General features: G+C 47.0%; 19 protein-coding genes. All 19 read right to left on the bottom strand.

Annotation, left to right across the window (positions count from 1 at the left end; genetic code table 11):
* Positions 1-143 precede the first annotated feature (143 nt).
* Positions 144-1,976, bottom strand: a complete 1,833-nt coding sequence (lepA, locus tag EKM89_RS03390; protein ID WP_125685751.1) for a translation elongation factor 4 — start codon at positions 1,974-1,976, stop codon at positions 144-146.
* A 514-nt stretch (positions 1,977-2,490) separates the two neighbouring features.
* Complete coding sequence (gene dltD, locus EKM89_RS03385; RefSeq protein ID WP_125685750.1) at positions 2,491-3,780, bottom strand: D-alanyl-lipoteichoic acid biosynthesis protein DltD; 1,290 nt, start codon at positions 3,778-3,780, stop codon at positions 2,491-2,493.
* Positions 3,781-3,783: 3 nt separating this feature from the next.
* Complete coding sequence (gene dltC, locus EKM89_RS03380) at positions 3,784-4,017, bottom strand: D-alanine--poly(phosphoribitol) ligase subunit DltC (RefSeq protein ID WP_125685749.1); 234 nt, start codon at positions 4,015-4,017, stop codon at positions 3,784-3,786.
* Between the two features lie 35 nt (positions 4,018-4,052).
* Positions 4,053-5,261: a D-alanyl-lipoteichoic acid biosynthesis protein DltB gene (dltB, locus tag EKM89_RS03375; protein ID WP_125685748.1), complete on the bottom strand. Its 1,209-nt coding sequence runs from the start codon at positions 5,259-5,261 to the stop codon at positions 4,053-4,055.
* Complete coding sequence (gene dltA, locus EKM89_RS03370; RefSeq protein ID WP_125685747.1) at positions 5,261-6,787, bottom strand: D-alanine--poly(phosphoribitol) ligase subunit DltA; 1,527 nt, start codon at positions 6,785-6,787, stop codon at positions 5,261-5,263. The genes dltB and dltA overlap by 1 nt, the downstream gene beginning before the upstream one ends.
* A 54-nt stretch (positions 6,788-6,841) precedes the next feature.
* Positions 6,842-6,991, bottom strand: coding sequence for a teichoic acid D-Ala incorporation-associated protein DltX (locus EKM89_RS03365; protein WP_125685746.1), 150 nt, complete (start codon positions 6,989-6,991; stop codon positions 6,842-6,844).
* 304 nt (positions 6,992-7,295) lie between these two features.
* Positions 7,296-8,450, bottom strand: a complete 1,155-nt coding sequence (dnaJ, locus tag EKM89_RS03360) for a molecular chaperone DnaJ (protein ID WP_125685745.1) — start codon at positions 8,448-8,450, stop codon at positions 7,296-7,298.
* Positions 8,451-8,574: 124 nt separating this feature from the next.
* Positions 8,575-10,449 carry a molecular chaperone DnaK gene (dnaK, locus tag EKM89_RS03355; RefSeq protein ID WP_125685744.1) on the bottom strand — a complete coding sequence of 625 codons (1,875 nt, stop codon included), beginning with the start codon at positions 10,447-10,449 and terminating at the stop codon, positions 8,575-8,577.
* A 34-nt stretch (positions 10,450-10,483) separates the two neighbouring features.
* The gene (gene grpE / locus EKM89_RS03350; RefSeq protein WP_125685743.1) at positions 10,484-11,089 is read right to left on the bottom strand and encodes a nucleotide exchange factor GrpE; all 606 of its coding nucleotides are present in this window, start codon (positions 11,087-11,089) and stop codon (positions 10,484-10,486) included.
* An 18-nt stretch (positions 11,090-11,107) separates the two neighbouring features.
* Entirely contained in the window at positions 11,108-12,145 is a 1,038-nt protein-coding gene (hrcA, locus tag EKM89_RS03345) for a heat-inducible transcriptional repressor HrcA (RefSeq protein ID WP_125685742.1), read from the bottom strand.
* Between the two features lie 527 nt (positions 12,146-12,672).
* Positions 12,673-13,626, bottom strand: a complete 954-nt coding sequence (gene ribF, locus EKM89_RS03340; RefSeq protein WP_125685741.1) for a riboflavin biosynthesis protein RibF — start codon at positions 13,624-13,626, stop codon at positions 12,673-12,675.
* Between the two features lie 22 nt (positions 13,627-13,648).
* Positions 13,649-14,557 carry a tRNA pseudouridine(55) synthase TruB gene (gene truB / locus EKM89_RS03335; RefSeq protein ID WP_125685740.1) on the bottom strand — a complete coding sequence of 303 codons (909 nt, stop codon included), beginning with the start codon at positions 14,555-14,557 and terminating at the stop codon, positions 13,649-13,651.
* A 713-nt stretch (positions 14,558-15,270) separates the two neighbouring features.
* Complete coding sequence (gene rbfA, locus EKM89_RS03330; RefSeq protein ID WP_125685739.1) at positions 15,271-15,621, bottom strand: 30S ribosome-binding factor RbfA; 351 nt, start codon at positions 15,619-15,621, stop codon at positions 15,271-15,273.
* Positions 15,622-15,642: 21 nt separating this feature from the next.
* Positions 15,643-18,069 (bottom strand): translation initiation factor IF-2, encoded by a 2,427-nt coding sequence (gene infB, locus EKM89_RS03325; RefSeq protein WP_125685738.1) that lies wholly within the window; start codon positions 18,067-18,069, stop codon positions 15,643-15,645.
* 47 nt (positions 18,070-18,116) lie between these two features.
* Positions 18,117-18,419 carry a L7Ae/L30e/S12e/Gadd45 family ribosomal protein gene (locus EKM89_RS03320; RefSeq protein WP_125685737.1) on the bottom strand — a complete coding sequence of 101 codons (303 nt, stop codon included), beginning with the start codon at positions 18,417-18,419 and terminating at the stop codon, positions 18,117-18,119.
* Positions 18,412-18,708 (bottom strand): RNase P modulator RnpM, encoded by a 297-nt coding sequence (gene rnpM / locus EKM89_RS03315; protein ID WP_125685736.1) that lies wholly within the window; start codon positions 18,706-18,708, stop codon positions 18,412-18,414. Before rnpM ends, EKM89_RS03320 begins: the two co-directional genes overlap by 8 nt.
* A gap of 26 nt (positions 18,709-18,734) precedes the next feature.
* Positions 18,735-20,003 carry a transcription termination factor NusA gene (nusA, locus tag EKM89_RS03310; RefSeq protein ID WP_125685735.1) on the bottom strand — a complete coding sequence of 423 codons (1,269 nt, stop codon included), beginning with the start codon at positions 20,001-20,003 and terminating at the stop codon, positions 18,735-18,737.
* 23 nt (positions 20,004-20,026) lie between these two features.
* Positions 20,027-20,500 carry a ribosome maturation factor RimP gene (gene rimP, locus EKM89_RS03305; protein ID WP_125685734.1) on the bottom strand — a complete coding sequence of 158 codons (474 nt, stop codon included), beginning with the start codon at positions 20,498-20,500 and terminating at the stop codon, positions 20,027-20,029.
* Positions 20,501-20,631: 131 nt separating this feature from the next.
* Entirely contained in the window at positions 20,632-20,904 is a 273-nt protein-coding gene (locus EKM89_RS03300) for a hypothetical protein (protein ID WP_125685733.1), read from the bottom strand.
* Between the last annotated feature and the right edge of the window lie 179 nt (positions 20,905-21,083).

The following is a 21,083-nucleotide window of genomic DNA, read 5'->3' as shown; positions in this document are numbered from 1 at the left end:
ACAAGTATACTAGAATTTTTTCGCAGATTCGAGCGTTATGTTTTAGTGCGCCCAAATATTCTTTATTTCATATAAAAGCGCCACATATCAGGCAAAGTGTAACCACCCGATATGTGGCGTAAATGCTGCTACATCAGCATTCCTTATTCACTTTCATCCTCATCAGTCTTCAGAACTGCCATGAACGCTTCCTGCGGGATGTCAACCTTTCCAACAGCCTTCATGCGTTTCTTACCAACCTTTTGCTTTTCCAGTAGCTTCATCCGTCGGGTACGGTCACCACCGTAAAGCTTGGCAGTGACGTCCTTCCGGTAAGCCTTGATGGTCGTCCGAGCAATAATTTTAGCCCCGATAGCTGCTTGAACTGGAATTTCGAAGTTTTGGCGCGGAATGATTTTCTTCAAGCGGGAGGCGATTTCACGGCCCCGTTGTGCCGCAAACGTTCTGTGGGCAATGAAGCTCAGTGCATCGACCTTGTCGCCATTCAGCAGTAGATCGATCTTAACCAAGTCGGCCGCTTGATAACCATTCATTTCATAATCCAATGACGCGTAACCACGTGTACTAGACTTCAGCTTATCAAAGAAGTCGAAGATAATTTCCGACAACGGCATGTTGTAAATGATGTTCACACGGTAGTCATCCAGGTACTCCATCGTCAAGAACTGGCCTCGGCGATGCTGACAGAGTTCCATGACGGCCCCCACGTAATCGTTAGGTGCCATAATCGTTGCCTTGACCACGGGTTCTTCAATCCGTTTGATGGCGGAAGCTTCCGGCATTTCTGCTGGGTTTTCAACTTCCTTCATGCCACCATCTGTCAAATACGCGTGGTACGTTACAGATGGTGCCGTGGTAATCAAGTCTAAGTCGAATTCCCGTTCGAGTCGCTCTTGGATAACATCCATATGGAGCATACCCAAGAATCCACAGCGGAAACCAAAGCCCAATGCTTGTGAGGCTTCGGGTTCAAACTCCAGTGCGGCATCGTTTAGCTTCAATTTTTCCAAAGCTTCACGCAAATCGTTCAATTTCGCATTGTCAGTTGGGTATAGTCCGGCATACACCATCGGACTCATTTCCCGATAACCTGGCAATGCCTTTTCAGCTGGTTTAGCGGCATTGGTGACCGTATCCCCAACACGCGTATCGGTGATATCCTTGATGCTGGCCGTGATGTAGCCCACGTCACCAGCAATCAGATTATCCCTGGAAATTGGCTTCGGTGAGTTGACGCCGACCTCAGTCACTTCATACTCACTACCACTGTTCATTAAGCGAATCTTGTCGCCCGGCTGAACAGTTCCTTCAAAAACCCGAACACTCAGCACAACCCCACGGTAATCGTCATACACGGAGTCAAAGACCAGGGCCTTCAGTGGCGCATCCAAATCACCAGTTGGTGCTGGCACCTTGTGAACGATTTGTTCCAGGAGTTCTGGAATTCCAATGCCTTTTTTGGCACTGGCCAGTACGGCATCAGAGGCATCTAAGCCAATCACGTCTTCAATTTCCTGCTTAACCTTTTCCGGGTCAGCGGCCGGCAAATCAATCTTGTTTATGACTGGTACAATTTCCAGATTATCGTCCAATGCTAGGTACACGTTAGCCAGCGTCTGCGCTTCGACACCCTGAGCAGCATCAACGACTAAGATAGCTCCCTCACAGGCTGCCAGACTTCGTGAGACCTCATAAGAGAAGTCCACGTGGCCGGGGGTATCAATCAAATGAAACTCATAGTCGTGACCGTCTTCGGCGTGGTAAGTCAATTCCACCGCATTAAGCTTGATGGTAATGCCCCGTTCACGCTCAAGGTCCATATTATCCAACACTTGATCTTGCATATCGCGTTTGGAGATAGTATCCGTTAGCTCCAAGATACGGTCCGCTAATGTTGATTTCCCATGGTCAATATGGGCCACAATGGAAAAGTTGCGAATGTATTTTTGATGTTTTTTTAATTTCTCAAGATCCATGTTGATTTCCTACTTTCTTAAACGCCATGTCTCGACAATTATACCAAACCAGCCGCCCTAAGTACAAACTTGAGACTAGTGTAAATTGACCGCACTATGGCTACTAGGAATTCTGCCTCCTGTGGGCTTCAGCCTGAGATTCGGGCTTCCTCGCTCGATTTGAAGCCCCACCAATTTCATGTGTCTTCAAAGTCACCCACCTTATTGGCTAGTCTTGCCAGCTAATAAAATTACCACGGCTGGCGCCACCCCTGACCTCCTCCGACTCTGGTTGACCGCCAACATAAAATTCCAAAAACCCCACGCATTCCCCAAATTGGTGAATGCCTGATAACAAAATGATTTTATGTTCAACGTGAACACATACCATCAGCAGTTCCCACTTGTCTATACCGCTCAGACTCTCTTTATCATGACGGATCCGTATATACACGTTTAGTAAAAGTTACGCTATTTTAAAACTAACAAAACGGATTCCCACCATCATCGGCAGGAACCCGTTTATTTAGCCTATTTATTTTGTACTGTTTTCATACTGCTTTAATTGAGACGGTGCTAAGTTTTGCCACTTGGTTGAGTAGAACTTATCACTAATCGAATAGTTCGGTTGTTTCTGCTGCTTAGTCAAGAACGGGTCTACCCGTTTGTCGACTGCCAGCCAACCACGCCAGCCCAAGTGAATCGTGTCAGTCATGAAGTATGGCACATTTCCCTTGTCGCTCAAGTCAACGATGTTGTTGAACCCTTGCGATTGTAATTGATAGTGAATTTTCTGGTCAAATTGCTTCAGCATAGACGCCGACAGCCCTGTATATTTCTGCCACTTAGCGTTAATTGGCGGAATAATAAACATAACGTTCGTGTTTAGACGGGCAAATTGATCCAGACAGAGTTGGAAGTCTGCGAATTCCGGAGACTCGGTGTAAGACAAGTTTTTCTGGAAATCCTTTAACTTCCCCTTCTTCAATTCTTGTTTCAACCCGTGATTGTAAAACTTATCACTGATACGGAAGGGGTTATTCCCCGTTTCCGCTTTCCCAATCCGGCCACCAAGTTCATCTAATGCCGAGTAAGAATAATGAGTGGGTAACTTCTCGGCTTGTTTGTTGACTCGGTTCACGTTTTGCGATGGAAGGTCAATGCCAGAGAAGAACTGATCTTCATGCGTCAGCATATTTTTACGTGTTTCCAAATAGAAGCGCTGATACTTGGTCAAACTCTTCCCAGCTGCGACTCGTTGTAGTGCTTGGTAGATAAAGTGATCTGAGTTGGCCACCGGCATCTGTAACAGCCGTTTTGCCGCGTACTGATCAATGGCATCGTGACGGAAGTGGGTCAACCACTCAGTCGTTTGCAGTTGTGAGTAGTAGTACCCGAAAGCATCCTTACGCGTCCCACCTTTAACAAACCATTGTGGCGAAATCACAAACACGGCCTTCTTGTTACGCAGTTCGCCCTGAATATTCTGCATTACAAAATACTGGGTAAGGGATTGTGATCCCCGCGCACCAAGTAAAAATGGTCGATAACTTCGATTGTATTTCTGAGCTAAGACGGATGGATGCATAGGATCAAACCGTGACCATTCAGATGACCCAAAGAATGGGACGTACTTGCCCTTTAACGCTGCTTCCTTAATGTACTTGCCCTTTAATACATTCGGAGAAAGTGAAACGGCCGCTTGTCGTTCCCGACTAGCACTAACCTTACTAAGACCCAACTTGACAGGCATTGCCAACACCGCAAAAACTAGAATTACCGCGAGTATTAACGGACCAAAGATCCGTAGAAGTCGCTTTGCCATTGGCTAGGCCATACTTTCTACTTTCGCAATGATCTTGTTGGGCGTGTCCCACTCTGACCGCTCAAATTCAGAAACTGGCACAGTAACGTCCAGTTCACTTTGTAATTGCAATAAGAGTTGTACGGACCCCATGGAGTCGAGTAATCCGCTGTCAAACAGATTGTCGTCCATTGCGCCACTTACATCGTTCCCCGTTAAATCGTTCAAAATTTCCAATACAGTTTCTTTGATATCCATGATAATTTCCCCCTCGATGAAATTAATAACCTAATTTAGTTGAACCACAACTTGTTGAGTAACCCCGAAAAGATTAGGAAGCTAAAGCAGACCAAGTTTGCCGTCAAGAAAATGGCAAAGATTTGGGTGAATCCATTATGTGGAATGCTCTGTCGATGCTTCTTCTTGTAACGCAACCACATATCGTTGACCATTAACGCTACCCCGTGGAACAGGCCGTAAGTGATATAGTACCATGTCACCCCGTGCCAAAATCCCATTACTAACATGTTAATAATGTAAGTCACGTTAGCAGTCGTCGTTGGCTTCTTAAAGATTTTATGCTTCATGAACCAAAAGACCAGTCGCATATAGATAAAATCACGGAACCAGAAGGACAAGGTAATATGCCAACGATTCCAGAAGTCCTTGATGTTCGGTGACCGCCACGGTTGATTGAAGTTCATTGGTGTGGCAATTCCCATAATATAGGACGTCCCCACCGCAAACAACGAGTATCCCGCGAAGTCAAAGAACAAGTCGGCACTGTACGCGTACATGTACCCGACCACTGGCCAGGACAGATCCAAGAATCCGCCCCGTGAATGCATCGCCATCATTTGGAGCTTCGGCATCAGCATCGTTCCAAAGTAATACGCCAGAACGAACTTATACAAAAAGCCCACGAAAATATAGCGAATACCCTTTTGTAACATTCCCAAGTATTGTTCACGACTTGGTACCGACCGGTAATCCTTTTCGAAACGCCGATAACGGTCAATCGGTCCTGAAGAAATTGTTGGAAAGAAAAGCATGAATTGTAGGAACGTCATCAGATTGTAATTCTTTAAAGTACCATCCCGCGTTTCCATAATGGTCTGAACCGCCCGGAACGTCAGATAACTAATCCCCAGGAAGCCAATCAGTGACGACTGTCCATTCTCAACAGCGGGTGTCACCTTCACAATGGTTAATGGTGCAATGGCCAAAATGACCATCAAATAGAAGAACGGTCCTGAATTTTTATGCCTCCGGTAAACGGCATACCCCCAGGTCAATCCCACCTCGTACAAAATGTAAATAATCAGGGCCACCCCTTGGGTCCATTTCGAACCACCAAAGGTTAAGACCAAGAAGAAGATTGAAATCAACGTTTCGTACAAGCGTGACCGTTTGCCGTACAGGAGACCAATCATCAGTGGCAATAATGCCACGCCCAACAAGGCGAAATACGTTGGGTTACCATAAGGTTCAAACGTCAACATTACTGATTGACCTCGGCAATAATAGATTTAATATCAACCTTGCCGTTGGGAGTCATCGGCAGGTTTTCTTTGTAGACGAAGCGCTGTGGAATCATGTATTCCATCATGTCCCCGCCCTGTAAATTTTCCTTAATCGCCTTAGTTAAAGCTAATTCACTATCAAAGTCATGCGTAGCAGGAACAACCCAGGCAATCAACTGACTAACCTTGTGGTTCCGGTCATAACGTGGTATTGCAACCCCCACTTGAATATGATCTTCTTGTGACAGGTAATGGTTGACCTCTTCTAATTCAATTCGGTACCCATGCAGTTTGATTTGGAAATCCGTTCGCCCACGATACATAATCAACCCGTTATCCAATTGGACACCTAAGTCTCCTGCCCGGTAAACGGTCCGCCCGTTTAGTGGCACAAAGGCCTTAACTGTCTTTTCTGGATTGTTCAGGTAACCTTTAGACATTGATGGCCCGCAGATCAACAACTCGCCCTCAGTTCCTGCAGGCACTGGGTTAAGCTGCTCATCAACCACCAGGATTTTCGTATCATCCTTAGCATAACCAATCGGCAGTCGTGGGTAATCGGCCAGAATTTGTTCGGTAATTTCAACCTGTGTCACAGCGACGGTCGTTTCCGTCGGGCCATACGTGTTGAAAATCCGTGCTGCTGGGAACCGCTTGTGTAAGTTCTGGGCCGTGGCGTGCGTCAATTCCTCACCACAGAACAAGAAACGACTCAGATTAGGATAATGAGCCGCATCAAACGTCGGCTCCATTAAGCAGATATCCACAAATGATGGTGTCGATACCCAAACATTTAAGTTCATTGTTGGTAATGTCTCAAATAATTGCTTGAAATTGTCCGTAACGACCTTAGGCAACGCCACCAGTGTTCCACCAGCAGCCAATGTTGGTCCCCAGTCCATCACAGATAAATCAAACGAATATGGTGCTTGTGATAACGTCCGCGGTATTGCTGGTAAGGCAAAATCATCACTCAGCATCCAATTGACATAGCTCAACAGATTAGTATGTGAAATTTGAACCCCTTTAGGTTTACCAGTCGTTCCGGACGTAAAGATGATGTAATAGTTCTCATCCCCAGTCACGCCGTGATCAACTTGATAGTCAACCGTCTGGTCAAAAATTGTGGCTAACGCGCTCGGCGTAATCACCGGGGTCTCACCTAAGCTTGTTGGCAACTCACTTACAGCGATTGCTGCAGCAGGTTGGGCGATTTCATTAATCGTGGTTACCCGTTCTAATGGTGAGTGCGTATCAATCGGTGCATACGCGTGACCACTCTTAACGACCCCTAAGAAGGTCGCCATCATATCAAACGTCTGACCTCCAAAGACCATAATGGGCGCCTCACGTGGCAAAGACAAGCCGTCCAGGTGGGCTGCCAAAGCATCAGAGCGTTGTTTTAATTCACCGTAAGTGTTCGTGTGTCCTAAATCATCATAAGCAATACGTTGCGGATCACGTTCAGCGATTTCGTCGATCGCCGTGATCATGTTTTTAATCATTATCTATCCCCCCCAAAGACTCCTCGATTACATGGTTAGTCGTTGACCCTTCAACTAAAACTCGTTGTAAATAAACGTCGAGTTGTTTAACCCACTGTAACCGTATAAATAAACTAATGCCATCAAAATCACAAAGTAGAATGCGGTCCAGCCGATGAACGCTACCACTGGCTGATGCCAAAAAGCCAGCCACTTTGCTCTCATGAAATTCACCCCCAAAGTTTGCTAGCTCATTCGCCCCCGAAGCTAACTGCCGATCGATCTTCAAGTCCAGATACCATTTTCCCCGACGAATGATCCGTCCTTGAAGAGGAGTTTTGTGGCCCCTGCCACACTCCTTATGTTTTGAGGTTATCATTGCTACCAAAGGATTGCAAACAACACTACTCAACCTTAACGTTTTCTTTTCTTTTCAAAATTGTGATATTACTTGCGGGACACAAAAAAGGCTGCTGAAAATCTTCAGCAGCCTTGATAGATTAGTCATCATCGTACTTCTACTTGACGATTAGTTTTCGTTGAATTTATCACGCATTTTGTTAAATAAGTTACCTTTGCCACTCCCCGTGACATTTTCACCACTAGCCTTCGCAAAGTCACGTAAAGCATCACGCTGCCCCTTGTTCAGGTTCTTTGGTGTGATAACCTTGACCGTCACGTGTTCATCTCCGTTACCATTACCGCGTAATCGTGGCGCTCCCTTACCGTGTAACCGGAAAGTCGTGCCACCCTGCGTCCCCGCTGGTACCTTGAGCTTAACATCGCCGTGAACCGTCTTGACCGTCACATCGTCACCCAACGTTGCCTGCACAAATGAAATCTCCTGGTTAAAGTAGATTTCGGTGCCATCGCGTCGAAAGTCTCTGCTAGGTTCCACCTGGAAAATAATGAAGAGATCACCATAGCTTCCGCCATTTTGGCCGGCTTCTCCTTGGCCTTGTAACCGCATTTGTTGTCCGTCATCAACCCCAGCTGGGATTGTGACTTCAACCTCGTGCCGTTCTTCTTCATGACCAGAACCACCACAAGTTGGGCACTTTTCCTTGATTTCTTTACCAGTTCCGTGACAAACCGGGCAGGGTTGTTGACTCTGCATCCGGCCTAATGGCGTATTCGTTACCGTCGTCACGTAACCCGAACCATTACACCGTGAGCAAGTCTCCGGCGTGGTTCCTGGCTTTGCGCCATTACCGCCACAGGTATGACACTGGGCTTCTCGGTTATACTTGATCTTGGTCTTCTTTCCAAAGATGGCCTCCTCAAACTTCAAGTCCATCTGGTACTGAAGGTCTCGACCAGGTCGTGGTGCGTTAGGATTTCGCTGACCACCACCGCCACCAAAGAATTGGTTGAAAATGTCATCGAAACCACCACCGCCGCCACCAAAGCCGCCGAAGCCACCTTGTTGTTGGCCGCCGCCGAAGCCGCCAAAGCCACCCTGTGCGCCGTCAGCTGATCCATATTGGTCGTAGTTAGCCCGTTTTTGTTCGTCACCTAACACATCATAGGCATCCTGAACCTCTTTAAATTTTTCAGCCGCGTCTGGGGCCTTGTTCAAATCCGGGTGATACTTCTTTGACAACTGCCGATAGGCTTTCTTGATTTCTGCTTGGCTAGCATCCTTTGCGACACCTAAAACGCCATATAAGTCCGATTGCGCCATCTTTTTCCTCCCAATCCATTCCGATTTTTTTTGCTACTAGTAAGAATAGCATACTCGAAACAAAAAGCCAAAGCCCCACGGACTCTGACTTCTTGTCTAAACTCTCTTAAGCCAATGGAATGGATTACTTCTTATCGTCGTTAACTTCGTGGAAGTCACCGTCAACAGTATCACCATTCTTACCATCGCTCTTAGCGTCACCACTAGCTTGGCCAGCAGTACCCGCATCATCAGTACCGCCCTGAGCACCTTGTGCTTGTTGGGCCTGTTGATACAGCTTAACGGAGAGGTCTTGGATGATCTTCGTCAAATCGTCTTTCTTAGTCTTCATGTCGTCAAGGTTGTTGGCTTCTTGAGCCTTCTTTAAGGCGTCACGCGCATCTTCAGCCTTCTTGATTTCGTCATCAGAAACCTTACCCTTAACATCTTTCAATGTCTTGTCCGTCTGGAAGAGTAATTGGTCGACTTCGTTCTTGATGTCGACTTCTTCCTTACGTTTTTTGTCGGCAGCTTCGTTTTCCTTAGCTTCCTTCATCATCTTTTCGATTTCATCATCAGAAAGACCATCGGAACTCTTGATGGTAATCTTTTGTTCCTTGTTCGTTCCCATGTCTTTAGCGGAAACGTTAACGATCCCGTTCTTATCGATATCGAACGTCACTTGGATTTGAGGAACACCACGAGGCGCAGCAGGAATGTCCGTCAATTGGAAGTTACCTAACGTCTTATTGTCAGCAGCCATTGGCCGTTCACCTTGTAAGACGTGGATGTCAACGGCTGGTTGATTGTCAGCGGCCGTTGAGAAGACTTGCGACTTGCTGGTTGGAATCGTCGTGTTTCTATCGATCAACTTCGTGAAGACACCACCCATGGTTTCAATCCCTAAGGACAATGGCGTAACGTCAAGTAAAACAACATCCTTCACGTCACCGGTGATAACCCCACCTTGAACGGCAGCACCTAAAGCAACGGCTTCGTCAGGGTTAATGGAATGGTTAGATTCCTTCCCCGTCCACTTTTCAACAGCTTCTTGAACGGCTGGAATCCGTGTTGAACCACCATTTAAGATCACAACGTCAATGTCGCTAGCTTGTAAGTCAGCATCCTTTAACGCATTTTCAACGGGGATCCGTGTCTTTTCAACTAAGTCAGCGGTCAATTCGTTGAACTTAGCTCGGCTCAAGCTCTTTTCCAAATGTAGCGGGCCATTGGCACCAGCAGAGATAAATGGCAAGCTGATTTGGGCTTCAGATACACCTGAAAGGTCCTTCTTAGCCTTTTCAGCAGCATCCTTCAACCGTTGCGTTGCCATCTTATCCTTGGATAAATCAACACCGTTTTCTTCCTTAAACCCGGCAATTAACCAGTCCATGATCTTTTGGTCAAAGTCGTCCCCACCTAAATGGGTATCCCCGTTCGTAGACAGAACATCAAAGACACCATCACCTAAGTCCAGAACGGACACATCAAAGGTCCCACCACCAAGGTCGTAAACCATAACTTTTTCATCTTTGTCTTGCTTGTCCAAGCCATAGGCTAAAGCAGCAGCCGTTGGTTCGTTAATGATTCGTTCAACGGTTAAACCAGCAATCTTACCGGCATCTTTGGTAGCTTGCCGTTGCGCATCGTTGAAGTAAGCTGGCACCGTGATAACGGCCTTATCAACCGTGTCACCAATGTAGTCTTCAGCGAAGGCCTTCAAGTGTTGTAAAATCATCGCAGAAACTTGTTCTGGAGAGTAATCCTTACCATCAACAGTGACCTTGTAGCCGGCCTCACCCATGTGACTCTTGATAGATGAAATCGTATTCGGGTTAGTGATTGCTTGTCGCTTAGCAACTTCCCCAACTTGTGTTTCACCATCTTTAAATGCAACAACGGATGGTGTCGTCCGTGCGCCTTCCTTGTTTGCAATAATCTTCGGGGTGCTACCTTCAAGAACGGCAACGGCTGAGTTAGTCGTCCCTAAGTCAATCCCAATAATCTTGTTACTTGCCATCAAAAATTCCCTCTTTTATAGTTTATTTATAAATTTATTGTGCAACGACGACCATTGCAGGCCGTAAAACGCGATCCTTCAACAGGTATCCCTTTTGAAGCACTTTGACTACCGTATCAGCCGTTTGTCCATCTTCAACAGGCACCGATTGAACGGCTTGATGCTGAGTTGGATCAAACTTCTGGCCGATGGCGGCAATTTCCGTCACGTTGTTCCGCTTCAAAGCGTCTTCCAAATGATCATAGGTCATCTGGACACCCTTCTGCAATTGTGCAGCGGTGTCATTCGTTGCTTCCACCGCTAAAGCGCGTTCCAGATTATCGATCACGGGAAGCACGTCCTTAGCGAGTTGCTGACCATCGTATTTGATCAACGTGGCCTGTTCTTTTTGAAAACGGGTCTGCATGTTCTGCACTTCGGCTTCAGCTCGCAGATATTTATCTTCAAAGTCACTCGCCTTTTGTTTCAATGCAGCAACCTCGGCAGCCGTTGCTACTGGCTTAGTAGCCCCAGTAGCAGCCTCTGCGTCAGCCTTTGGTTGATCTTTCACTTGTGCATCCTTGGCTTTACCAGCGGATTGCTGTGCGGCGTCTTTGGTCGCCGTTTGGTCATCAGTGGACGGTTGTTGCTTGTCAGCCACGATAAAACCTCCCTTTCTTTACTCGTCGTAAAACCGGTAGTAATCCAGTAGTTTTTTCGCGAGCTCTTCACGAAACGCACCGACAATTCCCAGCATTCGCGAATAAGGCATCCGCGTTGGGCCTAAAATGGCGATCATGCCACGGCCATGCTGGTCTACATCATAGGTGGCGGTAATTAAACTGAAGTTGCGTAAGGCATCGTTAGTCATCTCATTACCAATCTGAACGGAAATTTTATCATCCGGTCGGCCCAAGACATTAGCAATGTCATCGGTCTTATCGATCAACGAATACAACGACTTCAGTGAGTCCACATCGCTATCCTGTGAGAAGTTCAGCAGATTGAGTCGCCCACCAACGTAAAAACGTTCTTGCGCTGCTCTGGTTAAAACATCCCCGAAAATATCCAAGAACCCTTGTGGACTCTGTAGGTAGTTAGCGATTTTCATCGGAATATCTGCCTGTAACTTCTTCACCACTTCTGGTAGCGTCAAGCCGACCAATTGATCATTGATCAAGCGGACGACCGCTTCTAGTTGATCACCCGTTACGGATTCGTTGACGTCAAACGTCTGGTTCTCCACGTCACCACTATCGGTAACCAGGATGGCCATCACTTGCCGCTTTCCCAATGGGACCAAGCGAAATCCGCTAAGGCGACTATCCTTTAATTCCGGCTTCAATGTGAACGCCGTATAACTCGTCAGGTTGGAGAGAATTGTCGCAGACTGCGAAATAATTTCGTCGATCTTGTGAAAATCTCCACCCAACGACGACTGAATCACGTCCATATCATTGGGCCGCAATGGATCCGGCTTAACTAAATGGTCAACGTAATACCGATAGCCTTCAACCGAAGGAATCCGTCCGGAAGACGAGTGGGTCTTTTTAATCAGACCCAATTCCTCCAACGCCGCCATTTCATTACGAATTGTCGCTGAGCTTACGTGGATGGGCAACTGCTTGGCTAGTGCCTTTGACCCCACCGGAACCCCGGTGTTAGTAAAGTCGCGGACAACGGCTCGCAGAATCATCATTTGTCTTTCTGAAAGCATCACAATCACCCCTTTTTTAGCACTCAAACAATACAAGTGCTAAGACACATATATAATGTAGCAAAACCCGGTTTTGAAGTCAAGAAATCTGGTAGAATTTTTAGCAATCTCGCCTATTAAGTGCTAAAAACATTCGTTTGGTGATGGAATTAGAGCTACTTTCTCCTAAAAAGGCTAAAATGACCGGACTTCGGTTTGAATTTTTCCACAGCAAGCAGAGTTTTCTGACTACCGGAGGGCGATCATTGCCACTAATTTAATGATGACAATTCCGACGGTCATGAGAATAAGGTAAACATTTTGGCTACCGCCTTTAGTTGCACTGCTATTAATTTAGAGACGGACTCATTCTGCCGATGCACAGGTTTCAAGTCTGCACATTACTCACGTATTACTACTTCAGGTGGCAGGACTGGCGTCGTCCAAATTTAATTATAGCCGCTCACTGTTTAACGTAACGAATGGCTAAAAAAGTGACCCTCTCTAGTGCCTCACTCGGCCCCCAAAGATGATCACTTCAGTCGTTGCTAAATTTTATTCGCCACACCTTGGAAATATTTGCGGGTGGCCGCTTCATCTTGCTTTAATTGCGCCACTAGAGGCTCAACACCGTCAAATTTAACTTCGCCACGCAAGCGGTGATGCCACTCAACTTCAACTGGTTCACCGTATAAATTCCCCTGAAAATCAAGTAGATTCATTTCTACCGTGATTGGGCGGTCGTCACCGAAAGTCACATTACGACCAACGGAAACCATTCCTGGATACCAGATGGCCCCCACTTTTAGCCGGGCCGTATAAATGCCAATTCCAGGAATCCATTCATTTTCTGGTGTCATCACATTAGCCGTAGGATAGCCAATCGCCCGTCCCCGGGCCTCACCATGAACAACGAGTCCATTCGACCGGTACGTGTAGCCCAGCAACTGATTAACTGTATCAATGTTGCCAGCCTTCATTGCTTGACGGATACGGCTAGAGCTAATTTTTTCATGGCCACTAGCTTCCTCCGCAACCGTAACGACCTCAAAGCGTCCCTGGGCGTACTTGGGCAACAGCGCCATCGTCGCCACGGCCTTTTTCCCGTAGGTGTGGTCAAACCCAGCCACAGCCACAACCGTGTGAAAACCAACCAGATAGTGATCAACGAATTCCTGCGGTGTCTGGGCAGCGAACTCACCCGTGTAATTGACCAAAAAGACCCGGTCAACACCCAAACGATCCAGTTGATGTAATTTTCGAGCCGTCGTACTCAAATATTTACGGTCATCGGCTTCTAGTGGCCGATAGACTAGTGCCGGATGGTGATCGTAGGTCAATACAGCTAGTTTAACGCCCTTGGCCTGAGCAATCGTTTTAGCGCGTTCAATGACCGCTTGGTGACCAAGATGAACGCCATCAAAAAATCCCATGGCGAGAACTACTGGCTCGTCGGGAATCTGGCGTGAATCTAGCGGATGATGTATACGTATAACTTCCATAATGGACTTCCTTTACTGATAATTAATTAACCGTAAACATTTTTAGTGGTTTATATTGCTTTTTTTCTGGCACCCACTGGTACAGACACTTCGTCTGACCCTGATAAGTCAGTGCAACAATTGGTTCTGTACTGACCATTTCCTCAGGCGTTAGAAAGACACCATTCTTGACCAGCCCCCACAATTTATCAGAAAGTGCCACGTGTGGATAATCCTGCAGGGCATAGTCGATGGGCCGTAAAATCGTGCTCAGATCATCGGCGGCCATTGCATCCTCAACCTGAGCCAAGGTCACCGTCTCATCCAATGTGAAACCGCCACTCTTATGCCGCGTCAACGACGCCATAACGGCTGGAACACCCAACTGCCGACCCAGATCGACCGCGAGCGTCCGCACGTAGGTTCCTTTCGAGCAGGCCACTTCAAATGCTACCGTCTGTGTCCCAGCATCAGCGTCAAAGGTGCCTGCGTCCATCAGCGTAAAATGGTCCACGGTAATCGTCCGTGTTGGCCGTGCCACGGTCTCACCGGCTCTGGCATACTCGTACAGCTTACGACCGTTAACTTTGACCGCCGAATACATCGGTGGAGTCTGTTGAATTGTCCCAGTCAATTTGGCTGCGGCGGCGGTCAATTGTCCTAAAGTAAAGGCTTGCATCAGCGGTTGCCGGTCAATCACATCACCATCAAGATCCTCAGTAGTCGTTGCCAGTCCCAGTGTGACGGTCCCGCGATACATCTTTCCGGAGCCCATCAAATAAGGAACAACCTTCGTCGCGGAGCCAATACAGATTGGCAAAACGCCATCCACGCTAGGATCTAAAGTTCCACTATGACCGACTTTTTTAGTGTGTAAGATGTGACGTAACTTAGCGACGCAGTCAAAACTGGTCAAGCCACGTTCTTTGTACAGGGGAATAATCCCGTCCATGATGGTGCCTCCGCTTCTTATCTTTTAATGTTTAATTGCGTTATTACTAAAGCTTGAAAGTTTCAATACAACCTATTATGGCTGTTGTCCCCAACAATACTGACCCTAAAATTGGGAATCTCAGTTCAGTCATCGTCTCATCGTCTCATCGTCTCATCGGCCCGGTAGGTATGGACTTGCTTGGAGGTCCTGAGGCAGCATGGACTATGTCAAACATTAAGAGTTAATAATTGCCCGTCCTGCCCCACAACTCAGCGACACTACCGATTACGTGTACCAACGCCAAAAGATGGCCACACATGGCGTAACATTTAGTTTACCACAAGTTCCCATCTCATCGCTACTTTGGCTAACTCTAGTGGCTTTTGAAGAGTGATTCGTTTATTGGCCTCTTTGCCTTACCGGCCAATGGAGAAGGGATGAAGCGGCTACAACTTGCATTCTCGCGGCCTGCAATTCTACAAGGTCCCTTTTTTGTTAGGCCGGTGAACTATTACCGTCAATCACTAAGCCTACCCGCTAACATCTCAGTCTACACGGCTGTTGACGGGTGATACAAGCCACTGTTGAGAACTGGCACCCACCAAATCTACAGTTCAAACTAGCGACGTGTCTCTCGCCGATTGCTGCGGAGTCCCCGAGCAACCGATGTACAACCATTTTACGCAAAAAGGCATCGATCATAGCCGATCAATGCCTTTTGAACACCGCAATTACTCGCGATGATGAAGTTCATTTAAGAGTTCATCGATATGACTACCATAGCGAACTGACGAATCCTGCTCGAAATTCAGTTCTGGCGTCTTATAGATGCTCAAACGTGAGCCCAATTCAGAACGAATCAGACCAGTGGCCTTGTTTAACCCCTGTTGCGTCTTCTCAGCGGAAGACGCCTTGTCTGACAAGATGCTGTAATAAATTGTGGCTTGCTGTAAGTCACCAGTGACTTCCACACCAGTAACGGTGACACCCTCGACCCGTGGATCGCGGACACGCTTTAGTAAAATATCCGTAACTTCCCGTTGGATTTCTTGCTCCAACCGGCCAACTCGATATTGTGCCATAGACGGTTTGCCTCCGAATCTTTATTTAATGGGAACTTCCTTCATCACGTAGGCTTCAATAACGTCGTCTACCTTAATGTCGTTGTAGTTCTCAATAGTCAATCCTAATTCATAACCCATTTTAACTTGTTTGACGTCGTCCTTGAAACGCTTCAGACTACCTAGCTTACCTTCGTAGATGACAACGCCATCACGAATCAAACGAACGTCACTATCTGATGTGACATAGCCTTCGGTAACCATCCCACCAACGATCGTACCGACTTTAGAAGCATGGAAAATATCCTTAACTTCAATTTCACCGATAACTTCTTCTTCGTAGGTTGGCTCTAGCATCCCCTTCATCGCCGTCTCAATTTCATCGATGGCGTTGTAGATGACGTTGTGCAAACGAATGTCGACCTTGTCGCCATCTGCTTGTGCCCGTGCTTGTGGGGTTGGCCGAACGTTGAACCCAATGATGATGGCGTCTGAGGCTTCTGCCAAAGTAACGTCACTTTCATTGATGGCCCCAACGGCAGAATGAATGATGTTAACCCGTACACCGGAAACATCGATTTTCTTCAAGCTGCCAGCTAAGGCTTCAACGGAGCCTTGAACGTCAGCCTTAATAATGACGTCAACTTCCTTCATTTCGCCTTCCTTAAGGGAATCAAAGAGGTTGTCCAATGTCACATGACTGGTATTTCCTCGTTCCTTGACCAAGGCTTCCTTGGCCCGTTCTTCACCAGCTGCCCGAGCCGTCTTTTCGTCGTCAAAGACAACAAACCGGTCTCCGGCTTCTGGCACGTCATTTAACCCAGTGATTTCAACTGGCGTAGATGGTACGGCGTCTTTGATCCGGCGACCACGTTCGTTGACCATTGTCCGGACACGACCAAAGGTATTCCCAACCACGATTGGGTCTCCAACGTGTAAGGTCCCTTGTTGTACCAATAGGGTCGCAACGGAGCCTTGACCTTGGTCCAAACGTGCTTCGATAACACTACCAGCCCCATTTTGTTCTGGGTTGGCCTTCAATTCGAGGACTTCGGATTGTAGTAAGATCATGTCGAGTAACTCATCAATATTCTTACCAAACTTCGCAGAGATTTCAACGAAGATGGTATCGCCACCCCAGTCTTCAGGAATCAATTCATATTCCGTCAGCTGCTCCATAACGTGGTTCGGATTAGCACCTGGCTTATCGATCTTGTTAACGGCAACGATGATTGGTGTTCCCGCGGCCTTCGCATGGTGAATGGCTTCAATGGTTTGTGGCATAACACCATCATCGGCAGCAACGACCAAGACAGTGATGTCGGTAATTTCGGCACCACGCGCTCGCATTTCCGTAAAGGCCGCATGTCCTGGCGTGTCCAAGAAGGTGATCAACTTGTCATTGTAGTGGACTTGGTAAGCCCCAATGGCCTGGGTAATCCCACCAGCTTCACCCTCAGTAATATGAGAGTGACGTAAGTGGTCCAGCAACGTTGTCTTCCCATGGTCAACGTGACCCATGATGGTAACGACTGGTGCACGAGTTACTTGGTGTTCCGTGTTTGCCATCTCAGCGTCAAAAAACTTATCGATATCAGTAACGTCGACTTCAACCTTTTCTTTGGCTTCGATACCATAGTCGTCCGCTAAGACTTCAATCGTATCCTTATCCAATGATTGGTTTTGGTTGACCATGACACCCAACATGAACAGTTTCTTCACGATTTCAGCTGAAGAACGGTGTAAGATTTTTGCCAAGTCTTGGGCATTCATGCCGTCCGTATAAACTAAAACATCTGGCAATGCCTTGTTCTTACGTTCTGGTGCGCCCTTGTGTTGATTTGTGTCTTTAATCCGTTGGTTCTTCTTATACCGATTGTTATTATTATTGTTTCGGCGACGGTTATTGCGGTTGTTCCGGTTATTCCGGCCCCCGCGACTGTTGCTGCTACTGCCATTGTTGCTACTCCGCCGACCATTACTATTATTTGTATTATTATTCAAGCTTCCACCAAATCTGCCGGTACCGGTATTGTGTTGCTCAGTATGCTTATTGCCGGTCTGGCCATTATTTTTATTATCGTTAGGACGTTGTTGCTTGTTGTTTCCACTAGCATTTCGGTTACCACTGGTCGTACTATTGTTACTGCGTTGCCGACCATCAGTTGGCTTCCCCTGATGGCTATTACCACCATTGGACGTGGTCTTATGGGTCGTTTGATTTCCAGTACCGTTGCTGTGGTTAGCCGGCCGAGCAGCCTGTGTTTTCACGGGTTGTTTAGCCGAAGATGTTACTTTAGCCGTTGACTGTTTTGGTTGAAAAGCAGCCCGTAACTGACGTTCTTCGTTCTCGCCGAGCGTTGACATATGGTTTTTCACCGGAAAGCCCTTTTCTTCGGCCTTCGCGATGATCTGTTTACTGGAGACATTAATTTCTTTGGCGAGTTCATAAATTCGCGTTTTCCCCATATCTTCACTCTCCTTCATATTCTACCGATCACGAGAACGTCAGGTGGCTACTCTAAAAGTTGGTGTAACTTCCGGACGAATCCCGGATCAGTAATGGCAATGACCGTGCGCGCCGACCCGATGGCCGTGCTCAACTGGTCCTTGGTAAACGATTCATTCAATGGGACGTCATAGCTCGTCGTTTTGTCGCGGAACTGCTTTTGACTCGTCTTACCAGTATCACTGGCCATTAAGACAAGCTTCGCAGAACCGTCACGAACAGCGGCTAAGACAAAGGATTCGCCGGTAACCAGCTTGCCTGCTCGCCGCACCAATCCCAATAATTGTAAAGCGCGCTCAGAATTAGTCATTATCAAATAATTCCCGTCGTGCTTGCTGATGGTCAACATAAGCGATGAGATCATCGTAGAATTGATCATCGATTTTAACGCCAAAGGTATGGTCGAAAGTCCGTTCCTGCTTAGCCTTCTTAGCAATGGCAACATCTAAACTGATGTAAGCACCACGACCCGACTGCTTGCCGGTAGGATCGATACTAACCTCTTGTTCTTGGTTCCGTACAATGCGGACCAATTGCTTCTTGGGCGCCATTTCCCCGGTCACAATATCCTTGCGCATGGGGACTTTCCGTTGTTTCATGGACCCAAACCTCCTTAAGGTGGACGTTATTCGGCCGTTTGGTCGTCAGCGTCACTGGTAGTTTCACTCGTTGGTTCTGCGGTCTCCGCCTCAGGTGCGTCATCGGCTGCAGGTGCATCTTCAGGTGCATTCGAAGCTGCATCCGCTGCTGGCGTCACCGTCGTTGCATCAGCCGTCTCAACGTCGTCGGTGGCGACGTCTTCGTTATCAGGAGCAGCATCCGTTGACGTGTCATTTTCCTGATCAGCTTCCATTATAGCAGATGCTTCGGATTCTGATTTAATATCAATCTTATAACCGGTTAACTTAGCGGCCAAACGGGCATTTTGACCCCGTTTTCCGATAGCTAAGGATAATTGATAGTCAGGAACGATAACTTCACAGGCTCGTTCGTTGTTTGGATCAAAGATAACATCTAATACTTCGGCTGGATTCAACGCGTTGGCGATAAACTTCGCTTCGTCTTCAGTCCATTCAACGATGTCCATGTTTTCACCGCCAAGTTCATTCACGATGGTTTGAACCCGTTGACCGCGGGGACCAACACTCGTCCCAACTGGATCAATGTCGGGATTATTTGAGCGAACCGCAACTTTAGCCCGGTCACCGGCCTCACGGGCGATAGCCATAATTTCCACGGTCCCATCGTAAATTTCTGGAACTTCTTGTTCAAACAGCCGCTTTAACAAATCAGCGTGTGTCCGACTAACGAAGACTTGTGGTCCCTTGGTTGCATTTTCGACCCGGGTCACGTAAACCTTGATACGGTCATGAATTCGGTAAGTTTCGTTAGGCATTTGATCCTGACGACCCATCACAGCTTCAACCTTACCTAAGCTAACGTAAACGAAGCGGGAATCTTGTCGTTCAACCTCACCAGTCACGATTTCATTTTCATACTGACTGTATTGGTTGTAAATAATGTTCCGTTCGGCTTCTCGAACCCGCTGCAAGATAACCTGTTTAGCCGTCTGAGCAGCGATTCGACCAAAGTTTTTCGGTGTTACTTCAAACTTGATATCATCGCCCAGTTCATAACCCTTGTTGATGGTCAGGGCTTCATCCAAGCCAACTTCCAAACGTGAATCATACACTTGGTCAACGACCTTTTTCACAGCGAAAACGTGAATGTCACCCTTCCGTTGGTCAAAATTGACCTCAACGTTTTGGGCTTGATCGTAGTTTCGCTTGTATGCTGAAACTAACGCGGCTTCTAGGGCATCGATCACAATTTGCTTGTCGATTCCCTTTTCCGTTTCGAGGACGTCTAAGGCCCCCAATAATTCTTTACTCATGGTGTGCTACGCTCCTTATTTGGTTAGAACTTGATGGCTAAGCGGGCCTGCGCAATGGCATCGCGAGGAATCGTCAAGGTCTTGATACGACCTTTCAAATTAACCTTGAGATCCATGCTATCATCCGTCAGCGTCAATAACGTTCCTTCATAAACCTTGCTCTGGCCAATCTTTTGATACAGGGAAACGTGGATATAATCGCCCACAGCCCGTTCAAAATCTTCTGGCTTCTTTAACGGTCGCTCAGCTCCTGGTGAAGATACCTCTAAGAAGTAAGCTTGAGGAATGGGATCCGGATCAAGAGAGTCCATTTTTTCGGACACCTCATCACTGACCATCGCACATTCTTCAATGTTGATGCCACCAGGCTTATCAATGTAGAGCCGCAGGTACCAGCTCTTACCTTCCTTGACAAATTCAACGTCAACTAATTCAAACTGATGCTGCGCCACAATTGGCTGGGCTAGGGCTGTTACGGTCTCGACGACAGTACTCAAAGAATTCCGCCTCCTACATTTTTTCCATTAAAAAGAGTGAGCATTGACTGCTCACTCATTTAAAAAACGAGTTTAACTACAAACACAAGAATACACCAGTTCACCGGCGATTGCAACCATTGCGCCACCTGCTATTCACACGTCAATAGGAGCAGAACGAATCCAAACGCCGTGATAAACTCAAACACCAGAAAGTTCAACCGTGTCAAAGCCATCTCACGTAAACTGATTGCTTTGATAATCGTCAGTACAAATGCTGCTAGGAAGTAGGCCACAACCAACGCCAAAAATGGGGTCGCAACCACGGTTGCCAGAGTGCCGAACAGAATATATCCCAAACCAATCAAACAATAACCTGCTAGAAAAATCCACCCATCTGGTAAGCCTACAAATCGCCGTAACATGGTGAACACCCGCTTTCGGTAAAGTTTATTAATGGTTCTATTATTCCTCACTGCTATTATAACATGAAACCACCTTTTTGTAAGCGGTTGCAGGCACCTAATCCGGTTAATCACGTGATTTCTGAAAATTGGTTTTACACCCAGATTGGTTCAACTTGACCACATGACGACTATCGCCG

This window comes from Levilactobacillus fujinensis, assembly GCF_003946335.1.
GTDB classification, from domain to species: Bacteria; Bacillota; Bacilli; order Lactobacillales; family Lactobacillaceae; genus Levilactobacillus; species Levilactobacillus fujinensis.
This window is presented reverse-complemented; position numbering and strand designations above follow the sequence as displayed.